We start from the raw sequence: 24,430 nt of genomic DNA, 5'->3' as shown, positions 1-24,430 counted from the left end.
TTTCCTTACCGGCTTCGGCGGCCTTCTGCTTCAAACGGCAGGCGGCGGACAGGCCAGCGGGGCCGGCACCGACGATGACCACGTCGAATTCCATGTATTCGCGTTCCACAGGCTATCTCCTACTCAAGGCTCAACAGTTTTTTTCTAATTGGAGGTTTGGCGTTGCATCCATTATTTCCTCCGGCAACGGCCGAAAGGGACAATGGATGACCCACCTTTCTCTCTAGGTGGCGCATTATATCTACACCACTCCTAGCGTCCAATACAAACGTTTGTTTGAATTGGCTCAAAGCCAGATAAATCAAAGTCACCGCGGCTTATGAGTGGCCATTTTGCCGTATTGACCGGAATAGGCGTTCCGGTCAAGATACGGGCGGTTTTGCGCTCGCCGTAGGCTGACTGTTGGTTTCAAGAGCACCTCTAAAGACAGGGCGATGGCAGTACAAGGTGATGCGCGGCGCAGGTTTTTCGCGCAGTTTACACGCCACGATAATGAATGACTCGTCAGTCACCACTGACGAACGGTTATCCGCCTCGTGAGCAAGGTTCACCCTTTACACCTGCCAGCGTTTTTAGAGGTGCCCTTGCGCCGATGAGCATCAACCGCCAGGTTCGCCTAGGCGACTTTCTTTTCACCGGAGAGTAACGAGGAATCCATGAAGGTTCTTGTAGCTGTCAAACGCGTTGTGGATTACAACGTCAAGGTTCGTGTCAAGGCGGACAATTCCGGCGTCGACCTCGCTAACGTCAAGATGTCGATGAACCCATTCTGCGAAATCGCAGTGGAAGAAGCCGTACGTCTGAAAGAGAAAGGCGTTGCGACTGAAATCGTCGTCGTCTCCATCGGCCCGTCCACCGCTCAAGAGCAACTGCGCACCGCGCTGGCTCTGGGTGCCGACCGCGCCATCCTCGTCGAATCCGCTGAAGATCTGACTTCCCTGGCGGTTGCCAAGTTGTTGAAAGCTGTTGTCGACAAGGAACAGCCTCAGCTGGTGATCCTTGGCAAACAAGCCATCGACAGCGACAACAACCAGACTGGCCAGATGCTCGCTGCATTGAGCGGCTACGGTCAGGGTACGTTCGCTTCGAAAGTCGAAGTGTCGGGCGACAGCGTTGCCGTGACCCGTGAAATCGACGGCGGCGCGCAGACGGTTTCCCTGAAACTGCCGGCCATTGTCACCACCGACCTGCGTTTGAACGAGCCGCGCTACGCGTCTCTGCCAAACATCATGAAAGCCAAGAAGAAGCCTCTCGAAGTGCTGACTCCGGACGCTTTGGGCGTTTCCACCGCCTCCACCAACAAGACCCTGAAAGTCGAAGCGCCGGCGGCACGCAGCGCGGGTATCAAGGTCAAGTCGGTGGCTGAACTGGTTGAAAAACTCAAGAACGAAGCGAAGGTAATCTAAATGACTATCTTGGTTATTGCTGAACACGACAACAAAGTACTGGCTCCGGCCACGCTGAACACCGTGGCTGCTGCCGTCAAAATCGGCGGTGATATCCACGTTCTGGTTGCAGGTCAGGGCGCTGGCGCCGTGGCTGAAGCCGCTGCGAAAATCGCGGGTGTGGCGAAAGTGCTGGTGGCCGACAACGCCGCTTACGCTCATCAACTGCCGGAAAACGTCGCGCCGCTGGTAGCCGAGTTGGGCAAGGGCTACAGCCACATCCTGGCTGCTGCGACTTCCAACGGCAAAAACATTCTGCCGCGCGTTGCCGCTCAGCTGGACGTTGACCAGATCTCCGAGATCATCTCGGTCGAAAGCGCTGACACTTTCAAGCGCCCGATCTATGCCGGTAACGCGATCGCAACCGTTCAATCGAACGCTGCGGTCAAAGTGATCACCGTGCGTGCCACCGGTTTCGACCCGGTTGCCGCTGAAGGTGGTTCGGCGGCTGTTGAAGCCGTTGCCGCTGCTCACGACGCGGGCACTTCGAGCTTCGTTGGCGAAGAACTGGCCAAGTCCGATCGTCCGGAACTGACCGCTGCCAAAATCGTCGTTTCCGGCGGTCGCGGCATGCAGAATGGCGACAACTTCAAGCACCTGTACGCCCTGGCCGACAAGCTGGGCGCTGCCGTCGGCGCTTCCCGCGCCGCGGTCGACGCAGGTTTTGTACCCAACGACATGCAGGTCGGTCAGACCGGCAAGATCGTTGCTCCACAGCTGTACATTGCGGTCGGTATTTCCGGCGCGATCCAGCACCTGGCCGGCATGAAAGACTCCAAAGTGATCGTTGCGATCAACAAGGACGAAGAAGCGCCGATCTTCCAGGTGGCCGATTACGGCCTGGTGGCGGATTTGTTCGAAGCCATCCCCGAGTTCGAGAAGCTGGTCTAATCCGGCGGCTTGACTTATAAAGAGCCCGACCTTTTGGTCGGGCTTTTTTTTGTTCTTTGAGGGGTGTTTCGCCATGGATTTACGCCGCGTGTGTGGCTGGTCATTACTGCTGGGGCTGACGCTGTTGCCGGGGCTATCCATAGCCACGGGCAAATGTGAGCGCCTGGTGGTGACCGGCAGCCCGGACGCGCCGCCGTATCTGTGGCAAGACCCGCAAAACCCCAAGTACCTGATAGGCGCCAGCGCCGACCTGTTGCAGCAAGTGGCGGGGGAGTTGGGCATCAAGGTCGAACTGCTTTACGCCGGCAAACGCTCCCAGGCCCTGGACGAAGTGCGCAGCGGGCGCATGGACATGCTGGCCGATGCGCCGTTGACGGTCAGTGAGCTGGAAAATCTGGATTACATCCATCCACCGCTGCTGGAGAACGATTACCTGGTCTGGACTCGCAACGATTCGTTACTGGTCTACAACGAAGCGGAGGACCTTCACGGTCATCCCGGCGCCTTGTCGGAAAAGGCTCGAGTAACAACGTCATTTAGCACTTTCGCCGAGCAGCAATTGACCCTGGTGCGCACGCCCAATCTGACCCAGGCCTTTCAGAAGTTGCTGCTGAACGAGGTGGAATTTGTCCTCGCCGGACGCTACTCGGGCATGGCCCTGGTGCAAACGCTGGGGATGGCCGATGACTTGATGGCCCACCCACACCCCATCGACAAACCGGGCCTGTATCTTGCGGTTTCCCATAACTCTGCCTGCAACGATCCTTGGTTGCGCGGACAGCTGGCTAAAAAGATGACAGAATTGCCCGCGTCCGGACTGACGGAAGCTGCGCTGCTGCGCAATATCGAGCGTTGGAAAGCGCAACGCTCACAACCGCAGCCACAACCTGTCAGTACCCCAAAACAGTAGGGATTTTTAGTGAGTATTCGACCTCTTTTCGCTGCCCTGGCCGTTCTGGCTCTGGCGGGTTGTGCAGCCGATCCGGCGCCGAATGAACAAATACGCCTGACCGAACAGGCTCTTGAACAAGCGAAGGCCGTGGGTGCTACCGCCGACGAAGTGCCAGAGCTGAAACTGGCTGAAGACAAGTTCAAGCGTGCCAAGGGCAACATGGCCGACCAGTCCTTCAAGAATGCACGCATGCGGGCCGAGCAGGCCGAGCTGGACGCGCGTCTGGCCGAAGCCCGGGTTCTGACCCTCAAGAGTGAGGAGCAGTTGAACGTGCTCAATACCCGCATCACTCGTCTGCGCAAGCAACTGGGAGATGCCCAATGAGCCTGAAAACCAAAGCACTCGGCGGCTTGATCCTGGCCGGTTGCGCAAGCCTTTATGGTTGCGCTGGTCAACACAGCGAAGCCGCAATCCAGCAGGCCGGCATTGACTTTCAGAAGGTCAAGGAAGACTCCAATGTGCTGCGCATTGCGCCCAAGGACGTGATCCGTGCCGGTGAGTCGCTGGCCCGCGCCGATCGTCTGTCCAGTTACTGGGGCAGCGGTTCGGACGTTGTGCATTACGCCTACCTGAGCCGGCGCTACAGCGAAATCGCCCGGGAACACACCAATCAAGTGCTCAACGAGGAACGCGCGGCGAAGCTCGAACTCGAGCGTCAGCGCCTGCAACTGGCCCTGCGTGAGTCCAAGTTGCTCAGCGTGCAGCAACAGGGCAAGTGGCTCGAAGAGCAGATCGTGGCGTTGGCGACTACCCAAACCGACCGTGGTCTGGTGATGACTCTGGGCGATGTGCTGTTCGATACCGGTGAAGCAGAGCTGAAAAGCTCGGCAAACCGCGTGGTGCTGAAGATCGTCCAGTTCCTGCAGCTCAACCCCAAACGGGTGGTGCGGATCGAAGGCTATACCGACAGCACTGGCGGTAAACAGGAAAACCTCAAGCTGTCCCGCGACCGTGCGCAATCGGTGGCGGATGTGCTGATGGACCTGGGCATCGACGACAAACGTATCAAAGTCGAAGGCTACGGCGATGAATACCCGGTGGACGTAAACGCCTCAGAACGTGGACGTGCACAGAACCGTCGGGTGGAAATTGTGTTCTCCGACGAAAAAGGCCAGCTCGGCGCCGCTCGCTAAGGGCTGCGTTACTGGAAAACCCGGCCTGTCAGCAGTGCCGGGTTTTTTTGTGCCTGCCAATCAGCGCAATACTCTCCATAAAACAGTACAGTTTTTGCTGACAATGCACTGTACGGTCGACTATTGTGACAACTGTCCCAGTACACTTCCAAACTGTTCCGGTATTGTTTCACACAAGAATAAAATGCCCGTGAAATCGAGTGCTGCGTCATGACCAATCTCTTGCTCTACCAACGTATTGCTCAGCAACTGGCCGAAGACATCCGCCGCGGTGTTTATCAACCGGGGGAGCGCGTGCCTTCGGTGCGCAAGATGAGCTCGCAGCTCAACGTCAGCCATGCAACGGTGTTGCAGGCCTACGCCAACCTTGAAGATCAGGGGCTGATTCGTGCCCGGCCGCAATCCGGTTACTACGTGCACCAGACGCCGGCGCTCACGGCGCCAACCCCGGATATCGCCCGGGTCGAGCGACCTGGCCTTGTCACGCGCAGCAGCATCATTCAGCAAGTCCTGGTCGAATCCCGCCGCGAAGGCGTCTTCCCGTTGGGCGCCGCCGTACCGAGCGTTGACTATCTGCCGGTGCGGGCGCTGCATCAGCAACTGGCCAAAGTCACCCGTTTCCATAGCCCCCGGGCGTTCAGCTACATGTTCAGCCCCGGTTTCGAGCCGTTGCGTCGGCAAGTGGCGATCCGCATGCGCGACGCCGGCGTGGTGGTCGACCCGTCGGAAGTGGTGATCACCCACGGCTGCGTCGATGCGTTGCAGATGTCTCTGCGCGTGTTGACCCGGCCGGGCGATCTGATCGCGGCCGAGTCGCCGACCTATTACGGTTTGCTGCAACTGGCCGACCTGCTGGGGCTGAAAGTCATCGAGATCCCCAGCGATCCAGCCACCGGCATGAGCCTCGAAGCCCTGCAATTGGCGGCCAACCAGTGGTCGATCAAGGCGCTGGTGCTGACCACGCGCCTGAGCAATCCCTTGGGCGGCACCATGCCCGAAGAGCGGCAGAAACAATTGCTGCGCCTGGCCTCGGATTTCGATATCCAGGTCGTCGAAGACGATATTTACGGCGAACTGATGTTCGAGCAGGGTCGCACCAAATCGCTCAAGGCCTACGACCGACTGGATCGGGTGATCTATTGCTCCAGCTTCTCCAAAACCCTGTCGCCCGGTGTGCGCATCGGCTGGATGATTGCCGGCAAGTACCAGCAGGAAATCCAGCGCTTGCAGACCTTCAGCACCCATTCAGCCTGTAGCGTCACGCAAATGGGCATCGCGGCCTATCTGGAGAACGGCGGTTACGACCGGCATTTGCGCTACATCCGTCAGGAGTACCGCAAGAATCTCAGCGCTTTTCAGCTGGCGGTCCAGCAGTATTTCCCGGAAGGCACGCAGATGACCCGGCCCACCGGCGGCTTCATTCTGTGGGTCAGCCTGCCAGGGCGGGTGAATACGCAGGAACTGCATGTGCGTGCGTTGCAGCAGGGCATCAGCATTGCGCCGGGGTTGATTTTCAGTAATACCGAGCAGTTCAATCACTGCATTCGCCTGAACTGTGGCATCCCCTGGAACCGCGAGGCCGAGCGTGCATTGATGACGTTGGGTTTGCTGGCGACGCAACTTTGTCAGGAGACGGCGAGCGGTTTTTGACCGGCCGGGCAGTTTTGAACTGGCCGCTTGTCTTGTCGTCTCCAACAGGCGAGCATATAGCCTTCTGCCGTTCACGCCGTTGGGTCCATGAAGCCGATTTTTCCTGCCGCCTGGTTGTTGATCTGCCTGTTAATGACCTGTCACCCGGAAGGCGTCATGGCGGCTTCCGTTCAGGAAAAACCGACAGCCAGCACCACCGCGAAAAAAGCGGCACCGGTCAAAAAAGCAGCGCCGGCCAAAAAGAAGGCTGCAGCGGTAAAGAAACGTTCCCCCATTGCTTCCAAGTCGAAACCGGCCAGTGAAGTCGTGAAAACCAAACTCCCTTCGGCAAGTCTCGACTTGAGCCTGCCCAAGGACATGGTCGAAGAATTGAAGCCGGTCGGCACGGTAACCTTGCCCCGACACGATGCGCTGTTGCCGCAAATGTTCGGTGACAAAAGCAGCCCGTTCCAGCTCAACGGTCGTCTGCTCAGCAACGAAATGCAGTTGCAACTGCGCAATGAAGAGCGTCGGGAAGTTGAAGGCGCGGCGCTGGAATTCGAGTTCAAGCAGTAAATCCCTCCCATTCGTGACCCGCGGACCAGACGCTTTGTCGGAGACTGGTCAGTCACGTTCGTTTGAGCGAAAAAACCAGGGCTCAGGTAATTTTAAACAGTCGTTTTAGCCGTTACTCTGTGCCACGTCCCTTTACCCGTCGCGAGGAGCTTGTCGTCATGAGATGCCGTGAAGGCTGTGGCGCCTGTTGCATTGCCCCTTCCATCAGTTCGCCGATTCCCGGAATGCCCAATGGCAAAGCCGCCGGAGAACGTTGCGTACAGCTGTCTGCCGATAACCTGTGCAGCATTTTCGGCAAGCCGGAACGTCCTGCGGTGTGTTCGGCATTTGAAGCCGATGTCGAGGTCTGCGGAAGCAGCAGCGACGAAGCGATCAAGTTGCTGGGCTGGTGGGAGCAAATGACGGCCGCGTGATGTGTTCAACGAACGGAACTTTCAACAATAAGGAATAAGACTATGGGTTCGCTGCATCGTATGGCTGTGCTGTGTGGTTTGACGGTTTTACTGGCCTCCACGGCCCAGGCCGAAGAATGGAAAACCGCCAAGGAAGAACAGGGCATCAAGGTGTCCTTGAGTGAAGTGGCCGGTTCCCAATACAAGGCGTACCGTGGCGTGACCGTCATGAAGACCACCATGGCCAAACTGCGTGCATTGCAGGAAGACGTGCCGGGTGCCTGTGCATGGATTCACGAGTGCAAGACTCAGAAGTTGCTCAAACATGAAGGTAACCAGAGCTGGACCTACACCCAGTTCAATACCCCTTGGCCGGTCACTCCTCGCGACTCCGTATTGCATGTCACCACTGTTGAAGGCGCCGATGGCAGCCTGACCCGCGAGTTGGAAGGGCAGCCCAAGTACGTTCCGGAAGAAAAAGGTTTTGTACGGGTCGCCCAGGTCAAAGGATTCTGGAAGCTCGTGCCTAAAGGCGATCAAGTCGAAGTGACTTATCAGGCCCATACCGAACCCGGGGGCAGCGTGCCGTCGTGGTTGGCCAACAAGTTTGTGGTCGATGCGCCGTTCAACACCCTCAAAGCCCTGAAAGAACGCGCAGAGAAGTAACCGCGTATACTTTTGATAATGCCCGTTCATCAGCGCCCCGATTTTTGATCGGGGCGTTTGCGTTTTTTGCCAAGGGGCGGGGCTTTATTTTGTTTCTGGATATGCGTTGAACGAAATTTTCACAAAGCGTCCAAGACAATTCACTCGCGCCCCAACCAGTCCGCCTCCGCAACTTTGCGTCACGTCTCTTGTCCCAGAACGCTGCAAGCGACAGTCGGGGCCTGTGGGTCAGTAATCAATGGTAATACCTCGGTTGATCGTGCAACATTTGCGCAGCGCAAGCCCCGGGGCCGAGGATGGCCAACAGAGGGCGAGACAGCTGATGCCGGTCAGCTAAATCCATGTGGGAGCGGGCTTGCTCGCGAAAGCGGTGTGTCAGACGACATCAATGTCGACTGTGCCGCCGCCTTCGCGAGCAAGCCCGCTCCCACAGGTTAACCGACCGGCATCAGGCAAGGCGCCGCTGTATTTTTGAAACTTCAACTTCCAATGGGTCCTAAAACGACATGGCAAACCCGGACGCCCTGAGTCAGCAGCGAGCTTCTAGTCGCCTGCTGCAACCGACCGTCAAATCGCATCTGGCCTACACGCTATTGTGTGCCTTGGTCATGATGGTCATGTTCAGCCTGCTGCGCGTGGCGCTGCTGGTCTACAACAGCTCGATGATCCTCGACACACCGGCTTCGACCTTTCTGGAAGCGTTCGCCAACGGCCTGCGTTTCGACTTGCGACTGGTGGTTTACCTCAGCATTCCGCTGGTGCTGGCATTGTTCAGCGCCAGGGCGATGGCCGCCCGGGGGTTTTTCCGGCTGTGGCTGACCGTTGTCTCGAGCATTGCGCTGTTCCTCGGCCTGATGGAGATGGACTTTTACCGCGAGTTCCACCAGCGCCTCAACGGTCTGGTCTTCCAGTACGTGAAAGAAGACCCGAAAACCGTGGTGAGCATGCTCTGGTACGGTTTTCCGGTGGTTCGCTACCTGCTGGCCTGGGCCGTGGGCACGTTGATTCTGACGCTTGCGTTCAAGGGCGCCGACCGCGCCACGCGTCCTCGCGGGCCGTTCAGCGGTGGCAGTATCAGTACGCGGCAGGTCGCTCCGTGGTATGCGCGTGGCGTGGTATTCGTGGTCTGCCTGTTGGTCTGCGTGGTCGCCGCTCGTGGCACTCTGCGTCAAGGCCCGCCGCTGCGTTGGGGTGACGTTTACACCACCGACTCCAACTTCGCCAATCAGTTGGGCCTCAACGGCACGCTGTCGTTGATCGCAGCGGCCAAGAGCCGGCTGTCCGAACATCGCGACAATGTCTGGAAAGCCACACTGCCACAGCCCCTGGCCCAGCAGACCGTGCGCGATTTGTTGTTGACCCCGAGTGACAAGCTGGTCGATCCCGAGACCGCCGCGGTGCGTCGCAATTTCAGCCCCGACACCAACAAGACACTGCCGATCAAGAACGTCGTGGTGATCCTGATGGAAAGCTTCGCCGGTCACTCGGTGGGCGCTCTGGGTCGTCCGGGTGAAATCACGCCGTACTTCGACAAACTGTCGAAAGAAGGCCTGTTGTTCGATCGTTTCTTCTCCAACGGTACCCATACCCACCAGGGCATGTTCGCCACCATGGCCTGCTTCCCGAACTTGCCGGGTTTCGAATACCTGATGCAGACGCCTGAAGGCAGCCACAAACTGTCCGGCCTGCCGCAGTTGCTCAGCGCCCGTGACTACGACGATGTGTACGTCTATAACGGCGACTTCGCCTGGGACAACCAGTCGGGCTTCTTCAGCAACCAGGGCATGACCAACTTCATCGGGCGTAATGACTTCGTCAACCCGGTGTTCTCCGATCCGACCTGGGGCGTGTCCGACCAGGACATGTTCAACCGTGGCCTGGAAGAATTGAAGGCCCGCGATGGCAAGGACAAGAAGCCGTTCTATGCCTTGCTGCAAACGCTGTCCAACCACACGCCGTACGCTTTGCCGACGCCATTGCCGGTGAAGCCTGTGACCGATCGCGGCAGCCTCAACGAACACTTGACCGCCATGCGCTATTCCGACTGGGCGTTGGGTCAATTCTTCGAACAGGCCCGCAAAGAGCCGTATTTCAAGGAAACCCTGTTTGTGGTGGTCGGCGACCACGGTTTTGGCAACGAACAGCAGATCACTGAAATGGACCTGGGTCGTTTCAACGTGCCGATGCTGCTGATTGGGCCGGGCGTCCAGGAAAAATTCGGCCAGGTCGACCATACCGTCGGCACCCAGATCGACATCGTGCCGACCATCATGGGCCGTATTGGTGGAGAGGTGATTCAACAATGCTGGGGGCGCGACTTGCTGAACCTGCCGGAAGGCGACAAGGGTTTTGGCGTGATCAAGCCGTCGGGCAGCGATCAGACGGTTGCATTGCTCACCGGGGATCGCGTGCTGGTACTGCCCAAAGAGATGCCACCGAAGTTGTATCAATATGAACTGGGCGCCAATCCCAAAGGTGAGGTGATCCCGGCATCGGCTGACGAAGCGGCGCTCAAGCAAAAGCTCGAATCGTTCATCCAGACGGCCACCAAAAGCCTCATCGATAACACCGCCGGTGTAGTTGACGGCAAGCCAGACCAATTTTTGGCGCAATAGACCAGACCAATTTTTGGCGCAATAAAAAAGAGGCCCTTCGCAGGGCCTCTTTTTTTGCCGGCAAAACCTTTATATCTTGCCAAGCAGCAGCAGGATCAATAGCACCACCAACACCACGCCGATGATACCTGACGGGCCGTAACCCCAACTTCTGGAGTGTGGGAAGACCGGCAAGCCACCTATCAACAACAGGATAAGAATAACGATAAGAATTGTGCCCATGTCTGTTTCCTTGTTGGAAGCGTTGTGGTTGACCTAGCGTTTTAGCTTTTAGCCATCAGCTGGACTTGTATTAATCCTAGCTGCTTACAAAATCCGACTCATGGATATGAAGAAAAATTCCAGGTTTTTTTAATGTATTTGGCAAGTACGTTTATTTCTTTTACTGCGTCTCAACGTTGAAACAACCGGACCGCGCCGTGGTTCATTGCTGGCCATTCAGCAATCTGATGGAGCGTGGGTCGCGCATTATCCTTCGCTACACTCGGTGCATCTTCCCCGGAACAACAAGGCTGTTTGCTATGCAAAATCGCATGATGATCACTGGCGCGGGCTCAGGCCTGGGTCGCGAAATCGCGCTGCGCTGGGCGCGTGAAGGCTGGCAGCTGGCCTTGTCGGATGTCAGTGAACCCGGCCTGCAAGAAACCCTGAAGCTGGTTCGCGAAGCCGGCGGTGATGGTTTTATTCAGCGTTGTGATGTGCGTGACTACAGCCAACTGACGGCGTTCGCCCAAGCCTGTGAAGAGAAGTTCGGCGGCATCGACGTCATCGTTAACAACGCCGGCGTGGCCTCGGGCGGGTTCTTCAGTGAATTGTCGCTGGAAGACTGGGACTGGCAGATCGCGATCAACCTGATGGGTGTGGTCAAGGGCTGCAAGGCCTTCCTGCCGCTGCTGGAGAAAAGCAAAGGCAAGATCATCAACATCGCCTCGATGGCCGCACTGATGCAAGGTCCGGCCATGAGCAACTACAACGTGGCCAAGGCGGGTGTGGTGGCTTTGTCCGAAAGTCTGTTGATCGAACTGGCCCACGAGGAAGTCAGCGTGCATGTGGTCTGCCCCTCGTTCTTCCAGACCAACTTGCTGGACTCTTTCCGCGGCCCGACTCCGGCCATGAAAGCCCAGGTCGGCAAGTTGCTGGAAAGCTCGCCGATCACCGCTGCCGACATTGCCGATTACATCTATCAGCAGGTCGCTGCCGGCGAATTCCTGATTCTGCCTCACGAACAGGGCCGTGTGGCCTGGGCGATCAAGCAAAAAGATCCGCAGTTGCTCTACAACGAAATGACCGTGATGGCCGACAAAATGCGCGCCAAGGCCAAACAATCCGCAAGCTGAACTTGCCCGTGCGCAAGACCGTCGTTAGGGTGGCCGCAACCGGTCATCCTCACGAGACATCTGCATGCTCAATTACCTGTGGTTTTTCCTCGCCGCGCTGTTTGAAATCGCCGGCTGCTTCGCCTTCTGGATGTGGTTGCGCCAAGGTAAGAGCGCTTGGTGGATCATCCCGGCGTTGCTCAGCCTGATCCTGTTCGCGGTACTGCTGACCCGGGTCGAAGCGAGCTACGCCGGCCGCGCCTATGCCGCCTACGGTGGCATCTACATCATTGCGTCGATCGGCTGGCTGGCGGTGGTCGAGCGGATTCGTCCGCTGGGCTCGGACTGGATTGGCGTGGCGCTGTGTGTGATCGGGGCGAGCGTCATCCTGTTTGGCCCGCGCTTTTCCGCTTCCTGAAGGATCGGTCCTTCATTCAACCGGTTTGTCGGACACGTCCGTCAGGGCGAAGCCTCCTGGGCTGTAGGGCAAGACTGTTTTGCTGCCGTTGCATTGAAGACCCGCTACGCGCCGGGCATCTTCAAGGGCCGGTAACCCTGAAGGATGAATGCCATGCTTGTACTCAGTCGCGTTGTGGGCGAGTTGATTTCCATTGGTGACAACATTTCCGTGCGGGTTCTCGCCGTCAACGGAAGCAGCGTGCGCTTCGGTGTTGAAGCGCCGCAGCAGGTCAACGTACATCGCGCCGAAGTCTATGAGCGCATCCAGATCCAGCAGGCCAAAGCCAAAGCCCGTTAAGGGCCTCAGTCGAACAGGTGCTTGGGCACGTCGTGCTTGAGCATCAACTGGCATTGCTCGCTTTCCGGATCGAAGACGATCAGCGCCTGGCCCTTGGTCAATGCCTGACGAACACGCAACACGCGGGTTTCCAGCGGTGTGTCATCGCCATTGTCCGTGCCGTCGCGGGTCACGAAATCCTCGATCAGGCGGGTCAGCGTGTCGACTTCAAGTTGGTCGTGGGGGATCAGCATAAGGCACCTCGGCTAAACAATGGCGCGATGCTACGGCGAATGAAGGGTTGCGGCTAGCCTGGGGCTCATGTGGCGCCTGATCTACCGCCTTCGCGGGCAAGCCTCGCTCCTACAGGTATGCGTCGTGCGGGATATTGCGCATGACACAGATCCGTCGGTGTCGTGCGGGATATTGCGCGTGACATAGATCCGTAGGAGCGAGGCTTGCCCGCGAAGGCGATAGACCAGACACCCAATACCTCAAGGAATGAGTCAGCTCTCCGAACGCTGCCCAATCAAGCTATCCACCGACGGCACCCGCGTGTCACTTTCCATCTGCGTCTCGTGTTCGATCTGATGACTGAACCGGTCCAGGGAGCCCTTGGCCGGTTGTGCATCGCTGGCGAACACCGGCGGGCTGAGGATGTAGGCGCCGAGTAGGCGGCTGAGGGCGGCGAGGCTGTCGATGTGGGTGCGCTCGTAACCGTGGGTGGCATCGCAGCCGAAGGCGAGCAGGGCGGTGCGAATGTCGTGGCCGGCAGTGACGGCGGAGTGAGCATCGCTGAAGTAATAGCGGAACAGGTCGCGGCGCGCCGGCAGTTCGTTGTCGCTGGCCAGGCGCAGCAGGTGGCGCGACAAGTGATAGTCATAAGGCCCGCCGGAATCCTGCATCGCCACGCTCACCGCGTGTTCGCTGGAGTGCTGGCCGGGCGCGACCGGCGCGATGTCGATGCCGACGAATTCGCTGACGTCCCAAGGCAGGGCCGCCGCTGCACCGCTGCCGGTTTCTTCGGTGATGGTGAACAGTGGATGGCAGTCGATCATCAGTTCTTCGCCACTGTCGACAATGGCTTTCAGCGCCGCCAGCAGTGCGGCAACGCCGGCCTTGTCGTCGAGGTGACGGGCGCTGATGTGGCCGCTTTCGGTGAACTCCGGCAACGGGTCGAAGGCGACGAAATCGCCGACGCTGATCCCCAGCGAATCGCAATCGGCGCGGGTGGCGCAGTAGGCGTCCAGGCGCAATTCGATGTGATCCCAGCTGATCGGCATTTCATCCACGGCGGTATTGAACGCGTGTCCGGAAGCCATCAACGGCAACACGCTGCCGCGGATCACGCCGTTGTCGGTGAACAGACTGACGCGGCTGCCTTCGGCAAAACGGCTGGACCAGCAACCGACCGGCGCCAGGGTCAGGCGACCGTTGTCCTTGATCGCGCGAACCGCCGCGCCAATGGTGTCCAGGTGGGCGGAGACGGCGCGGTCCGGGCTGTTCTGCTTGCCCTTGAGGGTGGCGCGGATGGTGCCGCGACGGGTCATCTCAAAGGGAATGCCCAACTCTTCGAGACGTTCGGCAACGTAACGCACGATGGTGTCGGTGAACCCGGTGGGGCTGGGAATGGCGAGCATTTCCAGCAGGACTTTTTGCAGGTAATTGAGATCCGGTTCGGGAATTTTGCGGGTCATGGAAACTCCTGATGGGTTGAGAGCATCGATGGTTTCGATGAGGGGGAGGTCTGGTTAGATGTTCAGCGCCTGTGAGGCCGCTTTCGCGAGCAAGCCCGCTCCCACAGGGGGACGCGGTCAAATGTGGGAGCGGGCTTGCTCGCGAAGGCGTCGGTCCGGGCACTCCATAACTAAGGGACCGCCGGCTGACTATGCGGAAACAACAAATCCACAAACCGCTCGGCCGTCGGTTGCGGTTCATGGTTGGCCAGCCCGGCGCGTTCATTGGCTTCGATAAACACATACTCCGGCTGGTCGGCGGCCGGCACCATCAGGTCGAGCCCGACCATCGGGATATCCAGCGCCCGCGCCGCCCGCACTGCCGCATCCACCAAGGTCGGATGCAGAATCGCCGTGACGTCTTCGAGAATTCCGCCGGTATGAAGATTCGCCGTGCGCCGCACGAACAGATGCTCGCCGGCCGGCAGAATGCTGCTGTAGTCATAACCTGCACCCTGCAAGGTGCGCTGGGTCTCATGGTCCAGCGGGATTTTGCTTTCACCGCTGGTTGCCGCCTGACGGCGACGGCTCTGGGCCTCGATCAGCGCACCGATGGAATGCTGACCATCGCCCACCACTTCCGCCGGCCGGCGAATGGCGGCGGCGACCACTTCGAAACCGATCACCAGAATCCGCAAGTCGAGGCCTTCATGGAAGCTTTCCAGCAGCACTCGACTGTCGAAGGTGCGGGCGTTTTCGATGGCTTGCTGGACCTCTTCGATGGTCCGTAAATCGACCGCCACCCCTTGGCCTTGCTCACCGTCCAGCGGTTTGACCACCACCCGTTGATGCTCGTCGAGAAACGCCAGGTTGTCGTCCGCGCTCCCCGCCAGTTGTTGGGCGGGCAGTTTAAGACCGGCGTTTTTCAGCACCTTGTGGGTCAGGCTTTTGTCCTGGCACAACGTCATGCTGATGGCGCTGGTCAGATCGCTCAGGGATTCGCGGCAACGCACCCGACGACTGCCGTGAATCAAGGTAAACAGACCCGCTTGCGCGTCATCCACCTGCACCTCAATGCCGCGCCGATGAGCCTCTTCAACGATGATCCGTGCATACGGATTGAACTCGGCTTCGGGGCCTGGGCCGAGAAACAACGGCTGGTTGATGCCGTTTTTGCGCTTGATGGCGAAGGTCGACAAATTGCGAAAACCGAGCTTGGCGTAAAGACTTTTCGCCTGACGGTTGTTGTGCAGCACCGACAGGTCCAGGTAACTCAGGCCACGGCTCATGAAGTGTTCGATCAAGTGCCGCACCAACACTTCACCGACGCCTGGACGGGAACATTGCGGATCGACCGCCAGGCACCACAGGCTGCTGCCGTTTTCCGGATCGTTGAACGCCTTGTGATGATTCAGGCCCATGACGCTGCCGATGATGGTGCCGCTGTCCTCATCTTCGGCCAGCCAGTAAACCGGGCCGCCCTGGGGATGAGGCGTCAGCAAATTCGCATCAATGGGCAGCATGCCGCGTGCCTGATACAGCTGATTGACAGCCTGCCAGTCCGCCTCGCTTTGCGCCCGACGGATGCGAAAACCGCGAAACACCCGGGTGGCCTGGCGGTAATCGCTGAACCACAGGCGCAAGGTGTCGGACGGGTCGAGAAACAACTGCGCCGGCTCCAGCCCCAGCACTTGCTGGGGCGCGGCAACGTACAAGGCAATGTCCCGCTCACCAGGCTGCTCATTGAGCAACTCTTGGGCAAGGCTCGCCGCATCGGGAAATGTATGGCCGATCAGCAACCGGCCCCAACCGCAATGCACCGCAATTGGCGCGGCGCCCAATTCACTGCCGTCTTCGGCCAGGCGCGCCTGCAAGCGTTCGTAAGAGGGCGTCTGACCGCGCAACAAGCGTTGGCTATAAGCCGTGGCGTGAGGTTTCATCGATCAGATTCCTTGTTCACTGAGCCACAGGTTCAGGGCTGCCAATTGCCACAGCTTGGAGCCGCGCAACGGGGTCAGTTGACCTTGTGGATCGGTCAGCAGGCGGTCGAGCATGGCGGGGTTGAACAGGCCACGATCCTGACTCGGATCGAGCAGCAGTTCACGCACCCAGTTCAGCGTGTCGCCCTGCAAATGCTTGAGGCCGGGGACCGGGAAGTAACCTTTTTTGCGGTCGATCACTTCACTCGGAATGACCAGCCGCGCCGCTTCTTTCAAGACTTGCTTACCGCCATCCGGCAGCTTGAATTTGCCCGGCACCCGCGCCGACAATTCCACCAGGCGATAGTCGAGAAACGGCGTACGCGCTTCCAGACCCCAGGCCATGGTCATGTTGTCGACGCGTTTGACCGGGTCATCCACCAGCATCACGGTGCTGTCCAGGCGCAGGGCTTTGTCCACGGCTGCGTCGGCACCGGGCTGTGCGAAATGTTCCTTCACGAAGTCGCCGGCCGCGTCGTTGGCCGTCAGCCATTTCGGCTGCACCGTGGCGGCGTAGTCGGCGTAGCTGCGGTCAAAAAACGCATCGCGATACGCCGCGTACGGATCGCTCGCACCGTCCACCTGCGGATACCAGTGATACCCGGCGAACAACTCGTCCGCGCCCTGGCCGCTTTGCACCACCTTGCAGTGCTTGGCCACTTCGCGAGACAGCAAATAGAACGCGATGCAGTCATGGCTGACCATCGGCTCGCTCATGGCGCGGAACGCCGCGGGCAGTTGCTCGATGATCTCTTTTTCGTCGATGCGCAGTTGGTGATGGTGTGTGCCGTAGTGCTTGGCGATCAGGTCCGAATACTGGAACTCGTCACCACGCTCGCCGCCGGCATCCTGGAAACCGATGGAAAAGGTCGACAAGTCTTCGACCCCGACTTCACGCAACAGGCCCACCAATAGACTCGAATCGACGCCGCCGGAAAGCAACACGCCAACGTCCACCGCCGCCCGTTGACGAATCGCCACCGCATCACGGGTGCTGTCGAGCACGCGATCGCGCCAGTCTTCGAGGGTCAGGTTCAGTTCGTCGGCATTTGGGCCGTAGGGCAGGGTCCACCAGGTTTTCTGCTCGGTGGTGCCGTCTGCGTCGATGCGCATCCAGCTCGCCGGGGGCAGTTTCTCGATGCCCGCCAGCAAGGTGCGCGGAGCCGGAACCACCGCATGAAAGTTCAGATAATGATTGAGCGCCACCGGATCGAGAATCGGGTTGATGTCGCCGCCCTTGAGCAAGGCCGGCAGGGCCGAGGCAAAGCGCAGGCGTTGGCCGGTGCGCGAGAGGTACAACGGCTTCACGCCGAGACGGTCGCGGGCAATGAACAGACGCTTGGCGTCGCGCTCCCAAATGGCGAAGGCGAACATGCCATTGAGTTTGGGCAACAGGGCTTCGCCCCAGGCGTGATACCCCTTGAGCAGCACTTCGGTGTCGCCGCCGGAATAGAAGGCGTAACCGAGGCTTTCAAGCTCAGTGCGCAGTTCCGGGAAGTTGTAGATCGCGCCGTTGAAGGCCAGGGTCAGGCCCAGTTGGTTGTCGATCATCGGCTGTGCCGAGCCGTCCGACAGGTCCATGATTTTCAGGCGCCGATGGCCGAGGGCAATCGGCCCCTGGCTGTGGAAGCCCCACGCATCAGGGCCGCGAGGGGCCAGGTGATGGGTGATTCGTTCGATGGCTGCGAGGTCCGCAGGTTGATGGTCGAAACGTAATTCTCCAGCTAATCCGCACATAAGTCCTTACCGGTTTTTCCGTTGGGGAGGGTCAATCGATACCCGCCAAAAACGGCGGGTACTCAGAAACTGACCCACGTGAATCCCTGGAGTTTTAGACCGATAAGTTATAAGGCTGTGGGTCAGGCTTTTCCGCGGATCAATTGGCGCAAGGCAAAACGGTTGGGATGGCAGGCTTCGGCGACTGTTCTAGGCAGCGGCAACGGCTCGTTTTCAAGCCATGCCGCCAACAGCTCGCCAGACAACGGCGCGGTGATCAAACCGCGAGAGCCGTGACCGCTGTTGACGTAAAACCCCTCGAGCCATGGGCAGAGAACATCGGGCACTTGCCGGGCATCTTTGCTCAGTGCGGCATAGGCCTCGGCGAAGGCGGCCTGGTTGGCCAACGGTCCGACGATCGGCAGATAGTCGGGGCTGGTACAGCGGAATGCCGCGCGTCCTTCCAGTCGCTGCGGGTCCAGGTCTGGAACATGCAGACGGGCGACCAGGTCAGTGGAGATTTCCTCGAGCAATGCCAGATTGCCGAGGTGTTCGGCGACGGTCGGGGTCAGCTCATCGCTTTTGAAATCGAAGCTGGCGCCAAGTGTGTGTTCGCCCAGGCGTGCGGGCGCTACATAGCCTTCGGCGCAGACGACGGTCGCCAGGCGCTGGCTTTCAGGGGTTTGTGCCAGTCGGGTGATCTGGCCGCGAATGCGTTTGAGGGGCAGGTCGGCGCTGTGTGGAAAACGCTTGATCTCGGCGGCGCCGGCCAGAATCACCACCGGCGCACTGGCCAGCAATGCATCGCCGTCCCAGGCCTGCCACTGATCATCGACCTTGCGCAGTTCCAGCACGTCGCGATGGGGCAGCCACTGGATGTTCGTTGAGGACGCCTGCCACTGGCACAACGCGGGTGGATGAACCCAACCGCCTTCAGGGTAGAACAAGCCGCCGTGGGCCAATTCGATGCCGGCCCGGGCCTGGGCCTGGGGTTGATCGAGCAGGTGCACCAGGCTCGGTGAAAAGGCCGTTGCCAATTGCGCCTGACGCTCGGCTTCCTTGGCATTGAAGGCCAGTTGCAAGACCCCGCAATCGTCCCAGTCGACGCCACGCTGCAGTTGTTCCAGCAAACGTCGGGTGTAACCAAAACCGCTGACGATCAATTGCGACAATGCCGTGCCGTGAGCCGAAAGCTTGAGGTACAGCACGCCCTGAGGATTGCCCGAGGCTTCCTGCGCCAGTGCTTCGTGGCGGTCCAGCAGGCTCACTTGCCAACCCCGCGCGGCCAGGCTGGCGGCACTGGCGCAACCGGCCAGCCCGGCACCGATCACCAGGGCGCGGCGTTCGCCGGTCAGTGGCTGCGGGCGAGCGAACCATGGTTTTGCCGAGGTCGGTTTAGCGGTCTCTTCGGGCCAACCGAGGAACGTGCCCCGCAGAATTTCCCATTTATGGCCGATGCCCGGCGTGCGCTTCATCTTGAAACCCGCCGCATTCAGCAAACGGCGTACCCAGCCGGTGCTGGTAAAGGTGCTGATGGTCGAGCCGGGTGCCGCCAGGCGCGCCAGTTCGGCAAACAATTCGGCGGTCCACATGTCGGGGTTTTTCGCCGGGGCGAAACCGTCGAGAAACCAGGCGTCGATTTGCGCATCCAGTTGCGGCAACTGCTCAGGTGCATCGCCGATCAGCAAGGTCAGGGTGACGCGGCCGTTGTCCAGCACCAGACGCTGAAAGCCCTGATGGATCGCGACGTATTGCGCCAGCAATTGATCGGCAAACGGCTTGAGTTCCGGCCATAGCGCCAGGGCCCGTTGCAGATCGGGAGCGCTCAGCGGGTACTTTTCGACGCTGACAAAATGCAGTCGCGCACCGGCCACCGCGTGCTGTTCGAACAACTGCCAGGCACAGAGAAAATTCAGCCCGGTCCCGAACCCGGTTTCGCCAATCACCAATCGACCGCTTGCCGGCAATGCGGCGAAACGCTCGTGCAAATCGTTTTGCTGCAGAAACACGTAGCGGGTTTCTTCAAGGCCCGACTGGTCGGAAAAATACACATCATCGAACACCTGCGAACGCGGGCGACCTTGGTCGTCCCAGTCGAGCTGGGCGTGGGGCAATACAGGTTTCATGGCAGGCTCGGCAACGACAAGGTGGCCATTCTAGCCGATCGCTGCCGCAGTGCTTGATCCAAAATCCTGTAGGAGCGAGGCTTGCCCGCAAAGAACGATGACGCGTAATACCTGAAAAACCGCGGTGAATTCTTCGCGGGCAAGCCTCGCTCCTACAGGTTGTGCGGCCCCCCCCTCGCCACAAAAAGCTCCCCAGGGAATTTCTCTGATGACTACCTGCCCAATCCGCTAGTCTTGCTCAATCCTGGAAGGAGCTGCTCCATGTTCGAATCTGCCGAAATCGGTCATACCATCGACAAAGAAACCTATGACGCCGAAGTGCCGGCCCTGCGTGAAGCTTTGCTCGAAGCGCAGTTCGAACTTCGGCAACAACACCGTTTTCCAGTGATCATTTTGATCAACGGCATTGAAGGGGCCGGCAAGGGCGAGACGGTCAAGTTGCTCAACGAGTGGATGGACCCGCGCTCGATCGAGGTCCGCACGTTCGACCAGCAGACCGACGAAGAACTGGCGCGCCCACCCGCCTGGCGCTACTGGCGGATGTTCCCGGCCAAGGGACGCATGGGGATTTTCTTCGGCAACTGGTACAGCCAGATGCTACAGGGACGGGTTCATGGTTTGTTCAAGGATCCGCGACTCGATCAAAGCATCAACGGGGCCGAGCGGTTGGAGAAAATGCTCTGCGACGAAGGCGCGCTGATCTTCAAGTTCTGGTTTCACCTCTCCAAAAAACAAATGAAAGCGCGGCTCAAGGCGTTGGCCGATGACCCGCTGCATAGCTGGCGAATCAGCCCGCTGGACTGGCAGCAATCCGCGACCTACGACAAATTCGTCAAGTACGGCGAACGGGTATTGCGCCGCACCAGTCGCGACTATGCGCCGTGGCATGTGATCGCCGGCGTGGACGCGCATTACCGGAGCCTGGCGGTTGGCAAGATCTTGCTCGATGGCCTGCAAAACGCGCTGAAACGACCCAGGATTCACCCGGACAAAGTCAGTGCCGCGCCCTTGTCCCCCAGCGTCGATCAGGTGAATTTGCTCGATAGCCTGGACATGACCCTGAGTCTGGACAAGGACGATTACGAAGAACAACTGATTACCGAGCAGGCACGGTTTTCCGGGTTGATGCGCGACAAGCGCATGCGTCGTCACGCGTTGATTGCATTGTTCGAAGGCAATGACGCGGCAGGCAAGGGCGGGGCAATTCGTCGGGTGGCAGCGGCACTCGACCCGCGCCAGTACGACATCGTGCCGATCGCCGCGCCTACCGAGGAAGAACGGGCCCAACCGTATCTCTGGCGGTTCTGGCGGCATATTCCGGCGCGGGGCAAATTCACCGTATTCGATCGCTCCTGGTATGGCCGGGTGCTGGTGGAGCGCATCGAAGGCTATTGCAGCAAGGCGGATTGGTTGCGCGCCTACGGTGAGATCAACGACTTCGAAGAGCAGATCGCCGACGCCGGGGTGATCGTGGTCAAGTTCTGGCTGGCCATCGACAAACAGACCCAACTGGAGCGCTTCCAGGAGCGTGAAGAAATCCCCTTCAAGCGTTTCAAGATCACCGAAGACGACTGGCGCAATCGCGACAAGTGGGACGATTACCGCACCGCTGTCGGCGACATGGTCGATCGCACCAGCACCGAGATATCACCGTGGACCTTGGTGGAAGCCAATGACAAGCGCTGGGCGCGGGTCAAGGTCCTGCGCACCCTTAACCAGGCGCTGGAAGAGGCCTTCGAAAAGTCCGACAAACGCGAGAAGAAGCTGCGAAAACGCAAGCGCTGAACCGATGGCTACGCATACGCGAGGTGAATGATTGTCGCGGTCAGTCATAGGGTGGACTTATGCTCGGTCCAACTCCTGACTGACAACAACAATGAGGTGTATGCCATGCGTGAAGTGGTGATCGTCGACAGCGTACGGACCGGCCTGGCCAAATCCTTTCGCGGCAAGTTCAACATGACCCGTCCGGACGACATGGCGGCCCACTGTGTCAATGCGTTGCTCACGCGCAATGACGTCGACCCGGCCAGTGTCGAGGATTGCATCGTCGGCGCCGGCTCCAACGAAGGCGCCCAGGGCTTCAACATCGGCCGCAACGTCGCGGTGCTATCGCATCTGGGCATCGGCACCGGTGGCATGACCCTTAACCGCTTCTGTTCATCGGGCTTGCAGGCCATCGCCATTGCCGCCAATCAGATCGCTTCGGGTTGCAGCGACATCATCGTCGCCGGTGGCGTCGAGTCGATCAGCCTGACCATGAAAAGCGTCAACACCGACAACCTGATCAACCCGCTGCTGAAGGAGCAGGTACCGGGCATCTATTTCCCCATGGGCCAGACCGCCGAAATCGTCGCGCGTCGTTACGACGTCAGTCGCCAGGACCAGGATGTGTACGCCCTGCAAAGCCAGCAACGTACCGCCCTGGCGCAGGCCGCCGGGTTGTTCAACGATGAAATCGTGCCGATGGCGGTGAAGTATCGCGTTGAAGACAAGGCCACCGGTCAAGTGCAGATTCTCGACGGCATCGTCGATCACGACGACTGCAACCGCCCGGATACCACGCTGCAAAGCCTGGCCGGGTTGAAACCGGTGTTTGCCGAAGACGGCTCGGTGACCGCTGGCAACTCGTCGCAGCTGTCCGACGGCGCTTCGATGACCCTGGTGATGAGCCTGGAAAAAGCCCTGGCGCTGGGGCTCAAGCCCAAAGCCTTCTTCCGCGGTTTTGCCGTGGCCGGGTGTCAGCCAGACGAGATGGGCATCGGCCCGGTGTTCTCGGTGCCGAAGTTGCTCAAGGCCAAGGGATTGCAGGTTGCCGACATTGATCTGTGGGAACTCAACGAAGCGTTCGCCTCGCAATGCCTGTACAGCCGTAATCGGTTGGAAATCGACAACGACAAATACAACGTCAACGGCGGCTCGATTGCCATCGGCCATCCGTTCGGCATGACCGGCTCGCGTCAGGTCGGGCACATCGTGCGTGAATTGCAGCGGCGTAACCTGCGCTACGGCATCGTCACCATGTGCGTGGGGGGCGGGATGGGGGCTACGGGGTTGTTTGAGGCGGTGCGTTAAACCTGGAAGATTTGTTGCCTGATCAACCGCATTCGCGAGCAAGCCCGCTCCCACTGTTGACCGAATTCCAACGTTGGATACGGTTAAATGTGGGAGCGGGCTTGCTCGCGAATGCAGACGCCGCGGTTTACCGGCTCATGCACAAGAACTGCATCCGCTCGATATACGCTTGAATCTCACGCACCGCTGCTTCCCGGTTTTCAAACGGACCCTCCAGCGTGCGTTCCCGCGTGGTGAAGTACAACTCTCCATTCACACGACACAAGCGGTCACAACGAAAGTGGGTGGCGGGGGCATTGTCTTGGGCGCGCATGCCGTACATGGGCGATCTCCTGCGGGTGACGGTTTCAATGAGCTTATGCATGAACCACTTGCCACGCCTGGCGAGCTGATCGACGGCATATCGTCAATTTTATGGTACGACCTGCACAGTTTCATTCGCGGCCCGTTGGCAACTGTCCCTGTGTCGCGCTCCCGTCTGAGCCTAGAATGACCGTTTTCGCCAATCGGCTTCGGGGTCAGCATGCATATTTCATCGGGTCGCTGGGTTTATGGTCTGTGCCTGGCCTTGCTGACCGCGTTGCTGTGGGGAATCCTGCCGATCAAGCTCAAGCAAGTGCTGCTGGTGATGGACCCGGTGACGGTGACCTGGTTTCGCTTGCTGGTGTCCGGCGGCTGCCTGTTCATTTATCTGGCGGCGACCAAACGCCTGCCGAGTCGCAAAGTCCTCGGCCCGCGCGGTGGCTGGCTGGTGTTGATGGCGGTACTCGGACTGGTCGGCAACTACGTGTTGTACCTGATGGGCCTGAACCTGCTCAGCCCCGGCACCGCGCAACTGGTGGTGCAAATGGGCCCGATCATGTTGCTGATCGCCAGTCTGTTCGTGTTCAAGGAACGGTTCAGCGTGGGGCAGGGGATTGGCCTGTTGGTGCTGCTGATCGGCTTTGCGCTGTTTTTCAATCAGCGCTTGAGTGAACTGCTCACCTCCCTGACCGATTACACCGCCGGCGTGTTGATGGTGCTGTTGGCGTCCACGGTCTGGACCTTCTATGCCTTGGGCCAGAAGCAGTTGCTCACGGTATGGAATTCGTTGCAGGTGATGATGGTGATTTACCTGTTCTGTGCGCTGTTGCTGACGCCATGGGTGCATCCGCTGGAAGCGCTGCAATTGAGTCCGTTGCAAGGCTGGCTGCTGCTGGCGTGCTGTTTGAACACCCTGGTCGCTTATGGCGCCTTCGCTGAAGCCCTGGCCCATTGGGAGGCTTCGCGGGTCAGCGCAACGCTGGCAATCACGCCGCTGGTGACCTTTGCTGCTGTGGCTGTGGCCGCGTGGTTATGGCCTGAGTATGTGCAGGCCGAGCAGATCAACGGCCTGGGTTATGGCGGGGCGGTGCTGGTGGTGATCGGGTCGGCGCTGGTGGCGTTGGGGCCATCGTTGATGGCGGGGCTCAGGGCGCGGCGGGTGCGGATGGCAGTCACACGGTAGACCGCGTTATCGTTCTTCGCG

The 24,430-nt window shown here is 59.4% G+C and carries 24 protein-coding genes; 16 read left to right on the top strand and 8 right to left on the bottom strand.

Translation table 11 applies throughout. The features are described 5' to 3' along the window. A partial coding sequence (locus ACIPLA_RS20075) for an NAD(P)-binding protein (RefSeq protein ID WP_401175412.1) occupies positions 1-109 on the bottom strand: 109 nt, incomplete at its 3' end. Positions 110-656: 547 nt separating this feature from the next. Between ACIPLA_RS20075 and ACIPLA_RS20070 the strand changes: the two genes are divergently transcribed. The 10 genes from ACIPLA_RS20070 to ACIPLA_RS20025 all read left to right on the top strand — a co-directional run bounded on the left by ACIPLA_RS20070 (position 657) and on the right by ACIPLA_RS20025 (position 10,299). Continuing rightward, positions 657-1,406 (top strand): electron transfer flavoprotein subunit beta/FixA family protein, encoded by a 750-nt coding sequence (locus ACIPLA_RS20070; protein WP_003226982.1) that lies wholly within the window; start codon positions 657-659, stop codon positions 1,404-1,406. After that, positions 1,407-2,336 (top strand): electron transfer flavoprotein subunit alpha/FixB family protein, encoded by a 930-nt coding sequence (locus tag ACIPLA_RS20065; protein WP_401175349.1) that lies wholly within the window; start codon positions 1,407-1,409, stop codon positions 2,334-2,336. A 73-nt stretch (positions 2,337-2,409) separates the two neighbouring features. Beyond that, complete coding sequence (locus ACIPLA_RS20060) at positions 2,410-3,246, top strand: substrate-binding periplasmic protein (protein ID WP_401175346.1); 837 nt, start codon at positions 2,410-2,412, stop codon at positions 3,244-3,246. A gap of 9 nt (positions 3,247-3,255) precedes the next feature. Continuing rightward, positions 3,256-3,612, top strand: a complete 357-nt coding sequence (locus tag ACIPLA_RS20055) for a DUF4398 domain-containing protein (protein ID WP_008073146.1) — start codon at positions 3,256-3,258, stop codon at positions 3,610-3,612. Next, positions 3,609-4,421 (top strand): OmpA family protein, encoded by an 813-nt coding sequence (locus ACIPLA_RS20050; RefSeq protein WP_401175343.1) that lies wholly within the window; start codon positions 3,609-3,611, stop codon positions 4,419-4,421. The genes ACIPLA_RS20055 and ACIPLA_RS20050 overlap by 4 nt, the downstream gene beginning before the upstream one ends. A gap of 210 nt (positions 4,422-4,631) precedes the next feature. Then, on the top strand, positions 4,632-6,071 hold the full coding sequence (locus ACIPLA_RS20045; RefSeq protein ID WP_007903895.1) for a PLP-dependent aminotransferase family protein: 1,440 nt from the start codon (positions 4,632-4,634) through the stop codon (positions 6,069-6,071). A gap of 87 nt (positions 6,072-6,158) precedes the next feature. Then, a complete protein-coding gene (locus ACIPLA_RS20040) occupies positions 6,159-6,626 on the top strand; it encodes a translation initiation factor 2 (RefSeq protein WP_218397653.1) in 468 nt (155 codons plus the stop codon). A 158-nt stretch (positions 6,627-6,784) separates the two neighbouring features. Next, positions 6,785-7,039 (top strand): YkgJ family cysteine cluster protein, encoded by a 255-nt coding sequence (locus tag ACIPLA_RS20035; protein WP_019582607.1) that lies wholly within the window; start codon positions 6,785-6,787, stop codon positions 7,037-7,039. Between the two features lie 42 nt (positions 7,040-7,081). Further along, positions 7,082-7,684 (top strand): START domain-containing protein, encoded by a 603-nt coding sequence (locus tag ACIPLA_RS20030; RefSeq protein ID WP_218397651.1) that lies wholly within the window; start codon positions 7,082-7,084, stop codon positions 7,682-7,684. Positions 7,685-8,190: 506 nt separating this feature from the next. Continuing rightward, positions 8,191-10,299 carry an LTA synthase family protein gene (locus ACIPLA_RS20025; protein ID WP_218397649.1) on the top strand — a complete coding sequence of 703 codons (2,109 nt, stop codon included), beginning with the start codon at positions 8,191-8,193 and terminating at the stop codon, positions 10,297-10,299. 69 nt (positions 10,300-10,368) lie between these two features. Here the strand turns inward: ACIPLA_RS20025 and ACIPLA_RS20020 are convergent, their stop codons facing one another. Beyond that, positions 10,369-10,521, bottom strand: a complete 153-nt coding sequence (locus tag ACIPLA_RS20020; protein WP_008012020.1) for a DUF3309 family protein — start codon at positions 10,519-10,521, stop codon at positions 10,369-10,371. Positions 10,522-10,820: 299 nt separating this feature from the next. On the opposite strand from ACIPLA_RS20020, the gene ACIPLA_RS20015 reads away from it, so the two are divergent. From ACIPLA_RS20015 to csrA, 3 genes are all read left to right on the top strand, one after another. After that, the gene (locus ACIPLA_RS20015) at positions 10,821-11,636 is read left to right on the top strand and encodes an SDR family oxidoreductase (protein ID WP_401175338.1); all 816 of its coding nucleotides are present in this window, start codon (positions 10,821-10,823) and stop codon (positions 11,634-11,636) included. 64 nt (positions 11,637-11,700) lie between these two features. Further along, entirely contained in the window at positions 11,701-12,033 is a 333-nt protein-coding gene (locus tag ACIPLA_RS20010) for a YnfA family protein (protein WP_063341152.1), read from the top strand. Between the two features lie 153 nt (positions 12,034-12,186). After that, positions 12,187-12,372, top strand: a complete 186-nt coding sequence (gene csrA, locus ACIPLA_RS20005) for a carbon storage regulator CsrA (protein WP_123494546.1) — start codon at positions 12,187-12,189, stop codon at positions 12,370-12,372. A 5-nt stretch (positions 12,373-12,377) separates the two neighbouring features. Here csrA and ACIPLA_RS20000 read toward each other — a convergent pair whose 3' ends face one another. The 5 genes from ACIPLA_RS20000 to mnmC all read right to left on the bottom strand — a co-directional run bounded on the left by ACIPLA_RS20000 (position 12,378) and on the right by mnmC (position 19,848). After that, entirely contained in the window at positions 12,378-12,605 is a 228-nt protein-coding gene (locus ACIPLA_RS20000) for a YheU family protein (RefSeq protein ID WP_003199186.1), read from the bottom strand. Positions 12,606-12,857: 252 nt separating this feature from the next. Then, positions 12,858-14,048: an osmoprotectant NAGGN system M42 family peptidase gene (locus ACIPLA_RS19995; RefSeq protein ID WP_218397642.1), complete on the bottom strand. Its 1,191-nt coding sequence runs from the start codon at positions 14,046-14,048 to the stop codon at positions 12,858-12,860. Between the two features lie 170 nt (positions 14,049-14,218). Next, complete coding sequence (gene ngg, locus ACIPLA_RS19990; protein ID WP_401175332.1) at positions 14,219-15,967, bottom strand: N-acetylglutaminylglutamine synthetase; 1,749 nt, start codon at positions 15,965-15,967, stop codon at positions 14,219-14,221. Positions 15,968-15,970: 3 nt separating this feature from the next. Then, positions 15,971-17,743, bottom strand: coding sequence for an N-acetylglutaminylglutamine amidotransferase (locus ACIPLA_RS19985; RefSeq protein ID WP_401175329.1), 1,773 nt, complete (start codon positions 17,741-17,743; stop codon positions 15,971-15,973). 122 nt (positions 17,744-17,865) lie between these two features. Next, the gene (gene mnmC, locus ACIPLA_RS19980; RefSeq protein WP_401175326.1) at positions 17,866-19,848 is read right to left on the bottom strand and encodes a bifunctional tRNA (5-methylaminomethyl-2-thiouridine)(34)-methyltransferase MnmD/FAD-dependent 5-carboxymethylaminomethyl-2-thiouridine(34) oxidoreductase MnmC; all 1,983 of its coding nucleotides are present in this window, start codon (positions 19,846-19,848) and stop codon (positions 17,866-17,868) included. A 261-nt stretch (positions 19,849-20,109) separates the two neighbouring features. On the opposite strand from mnmC, the gene pap reads away from it, so the two are divergent. Together pap and ACIPLA_RS19970 are read left to right on the top strand one after the other, a co-directional pair. Next, complete coding sequence (pap, locus tag ACIPLA_RS19975) at positions 20,110-21,633, top strand: polyphosphate:AMP phosphotransferase (protein WP_401175323.1); 1,524 nt, start codon at positions 20,110-20,112, stop codon at positions 21,631-21,633. A 105-nt stretch (positions 21,634-21,738) separates the two neighbouring features. Continuing rightward, positions 21,739-22,923, top strand: a complete 1,185-nt coding sequence (locus ACIPLA_RS19970) for a thiolase family protein (RefSeq protein ID WP_192344028.1) — start codon at positions 21,739-21,741, stop codon at positions 22,921-22,923. Positions 22,924-23,050: 127 nt separating this feature from the next. On the opposite strand, the gene ACIPLA_RS19965 is transcribed toward ACIPLA_RS19970, so the two are convergent. After that, positions 23,051-23,245: a DUF6316 family protein gene (locus ACIPLA_RS19965; RefSeq protein ID WP_218397630.1), complete on the bottom strand. Its 195-nt coding sequence runs from the start codon at positions 23,243-23,245 to the stop codon at positions 23,051-23,053. 201 nt (positions 23,246-23,446) lie between these two features. Between ACIPLA_RS19965 and ACIPLA_RS19960 the strand changes: the two genes are divergently transcribed. Then, positions 23,447-24,409 carry a DMT family transporter gene (locus ACIPLA_RS19960; RefSeq protein WP_401175318.1) on the top strand — a complete coding sequence of 321 codons (963 nt, stop codon included), beginning with the start codon at positions 23,447-23,449 and terminating at the stop codon, positions 24,407-24,409. Positions 24,410-24,430 lie beyond the last annotated feature (21 nt).

Source organism: Pseudomonas sp. NPDC086112, from assembly GCF_044746425.1.
Taxonomy (GTDB): domain Bacteria; phylum Pseudomonadota; class Gammaproteobacteria; order Pseudomonadales; family Pseudomonadaceae; genus Aquipseudomonas.
Note: the sequence above shows the minus strand (reverse complement) of the source record. Positions and strands in the feature narration are given on the sequence as shown.

What these genes read in the sequence shown, in the direction of transcription:
- ACIPLA_RS20070 (WP_003226982.1), top strand. Translation starts at nt 657, where the DNA reads ATGAAGGTTCTTGTAGCTGTCAAACGCGTTGTGGATTACAACGTCAAG.
- ACIPLA_RS20065 (WP_401175349.1), top strand. Translation starts at nt 1,407, where the DNA reads ATGACTATCTTGGTTATTGCTGAACACGACAACAAAGTACTGGCTCCG.
- ACIPLA_RS20060 (WP_401175346.1), top strand. Translation starts at nt 2,410, where the DNA reads ATGGATTTACGCCGCGTGTGTGGCTGGTCATTACTGCTGGGGCTGACG.
- ACIPLA_RS20050 (WP_401175343.1), top strand. Translation starts at nt 3,609, where the DNA reads ATGAGCCTGAAAACCAAAGCACTCGGCGGCTTGATCCTGGCCGGTTGC.
- ACIPLA_RS20045 (WP_007903895.1), top strand. Translation starts at nt 4,632, where the DNA reads ATGACCAATCTCTTGCTCTACCAACGTATTGCTCAGCAACTGGCCGAA.
- ACIPLA_RS20040 (WP_218397653.1), top strand. Translation starts at nt 6,159, where the DNA reads ATGAAGCCGATTTTTCCTGCCGCCTGGTTGTTGATCTGCCTGTTAATG.
- ACIPLA_RS20035 (WP_019582607.1), top strand. Translation starts at nt 6,785, where the DNA reads ATGAGATGCCGTGAAGGCTGTGGCGCCTGTTGCATTGCCCCTTCCATC.
- ACIPLA_RS20030 (WP_218397651.1), top strand. Translation starts at nt 7,082, where the DNA reads ATGGGTTCGCTGCATCGTATGGCTGTGCTGTGTGGTTTGACGGTTTTA.
- ACIPLA_RS20025 (WP_218397649.1), top strand. Translation starts at nt 8,191, where the DNA reads ATGGCAAACCCGGACGCCCTGAGTCAGCAGCGAGCTTCTAGTCGCCTG.
- ACIPLA_RS20020 (WP_008012020.1), bottom strand. Translation starts at nt 10,521, where the DNA reads ATGGGCACAATTCTTATCGTTATTCTTATCCTGTTGTTGATAGGTGGC.
- ACIPLA_RS20015 (WP_401175338.1), top strand. Translation starts at nt 10,821, where the DNA reads ATGCAAAATCGCATGATGATCACTGGCGCGGGCTCAGGCCTGGGTCGC.
- ACIPLA_RS20010 (WP_063341152.1), top strand. Translation starts at nt 11,701, where the DNA reads ATGCTCAATTACCTGTGGTTTTTCCTCGCCGCGCTGTTTGAAATCGCC.
- csrA (WP_123494546.1), top strand. Translation starts at nt 12,187, where the DNA reads ATGCTTGTACTCAGTCGCGTTGTGGGCGAGTTGATTTCCATTGGTGAC.
- ACIPLA_RS20000 (WP_003199186.1), bottom strand. Translation starts at nt 12,605, where the DNA reads ATGCTGATCCCCCACGACCAACTTGAAGTCGACACGCTGACCCGCCTG.
- ACIPLA_RS19995 (WP_218397642.1), bottom strand. Translation starts at nt 14,048, where the DNA reads ATGACCCGCAAAATTCCCGAACCGGATCTCAATTACCTGCAAAAAGTC.
- ngg (WP_401175332.1), bottom strand. Translation starts at nt 15,967, where the DNA reads ATGAAACCTCACGCCACGGCTTATAGCCAACGCTTGTTGCGCGGTCAG.
- ACIPLA_RS19985 (WP_401175329.1), bottom strand. Translation starts at nt 17,743, where the DNA reads ATGTGCGGATTAGCTGGAGAATTACGTTTCGACCATCAACCTGCGGAC.
- mnmC (WP_401175326.1), bottom strand. Translation starts at nt 19,848, where the DNA reads ATGAAACCTGTATTGCCCCACGCCCAGCTCGACTGGGACGACCAAGGT.
- pap (WP_401175323.1), top strand. Translation starts at nt 20,110, where the DNA reads ATGTTCGAATCTGCCGAAATCGGTCATACCATCGACAAAGAAACCTAT.
- ACIPLA_RS19970 (WP_192344028.1), top strand. Translation starts at nt 21,739, where the DNA reads ATGCGTGAAGTGGTGATCGTCGACAGCGTACGGACCGGCCTGGCCAAA.
- ACIPLA_RS19965 (WP_218397630.1), bottom strand. Translation starts at nt 23,245, where the DNA reads ATGTACGGCATGCGCGCCCAAGACAATGCCCCCGCCACCCACTTTCGT.
- ACIPLA_RS19960 (WP_401175318.1), top strand. Translation starts at nt 23,447, where the DNA reads ATGCATATTTCATCGGGTCGCTGGGTTTATGGTCTGTGCCTGGCCTTG.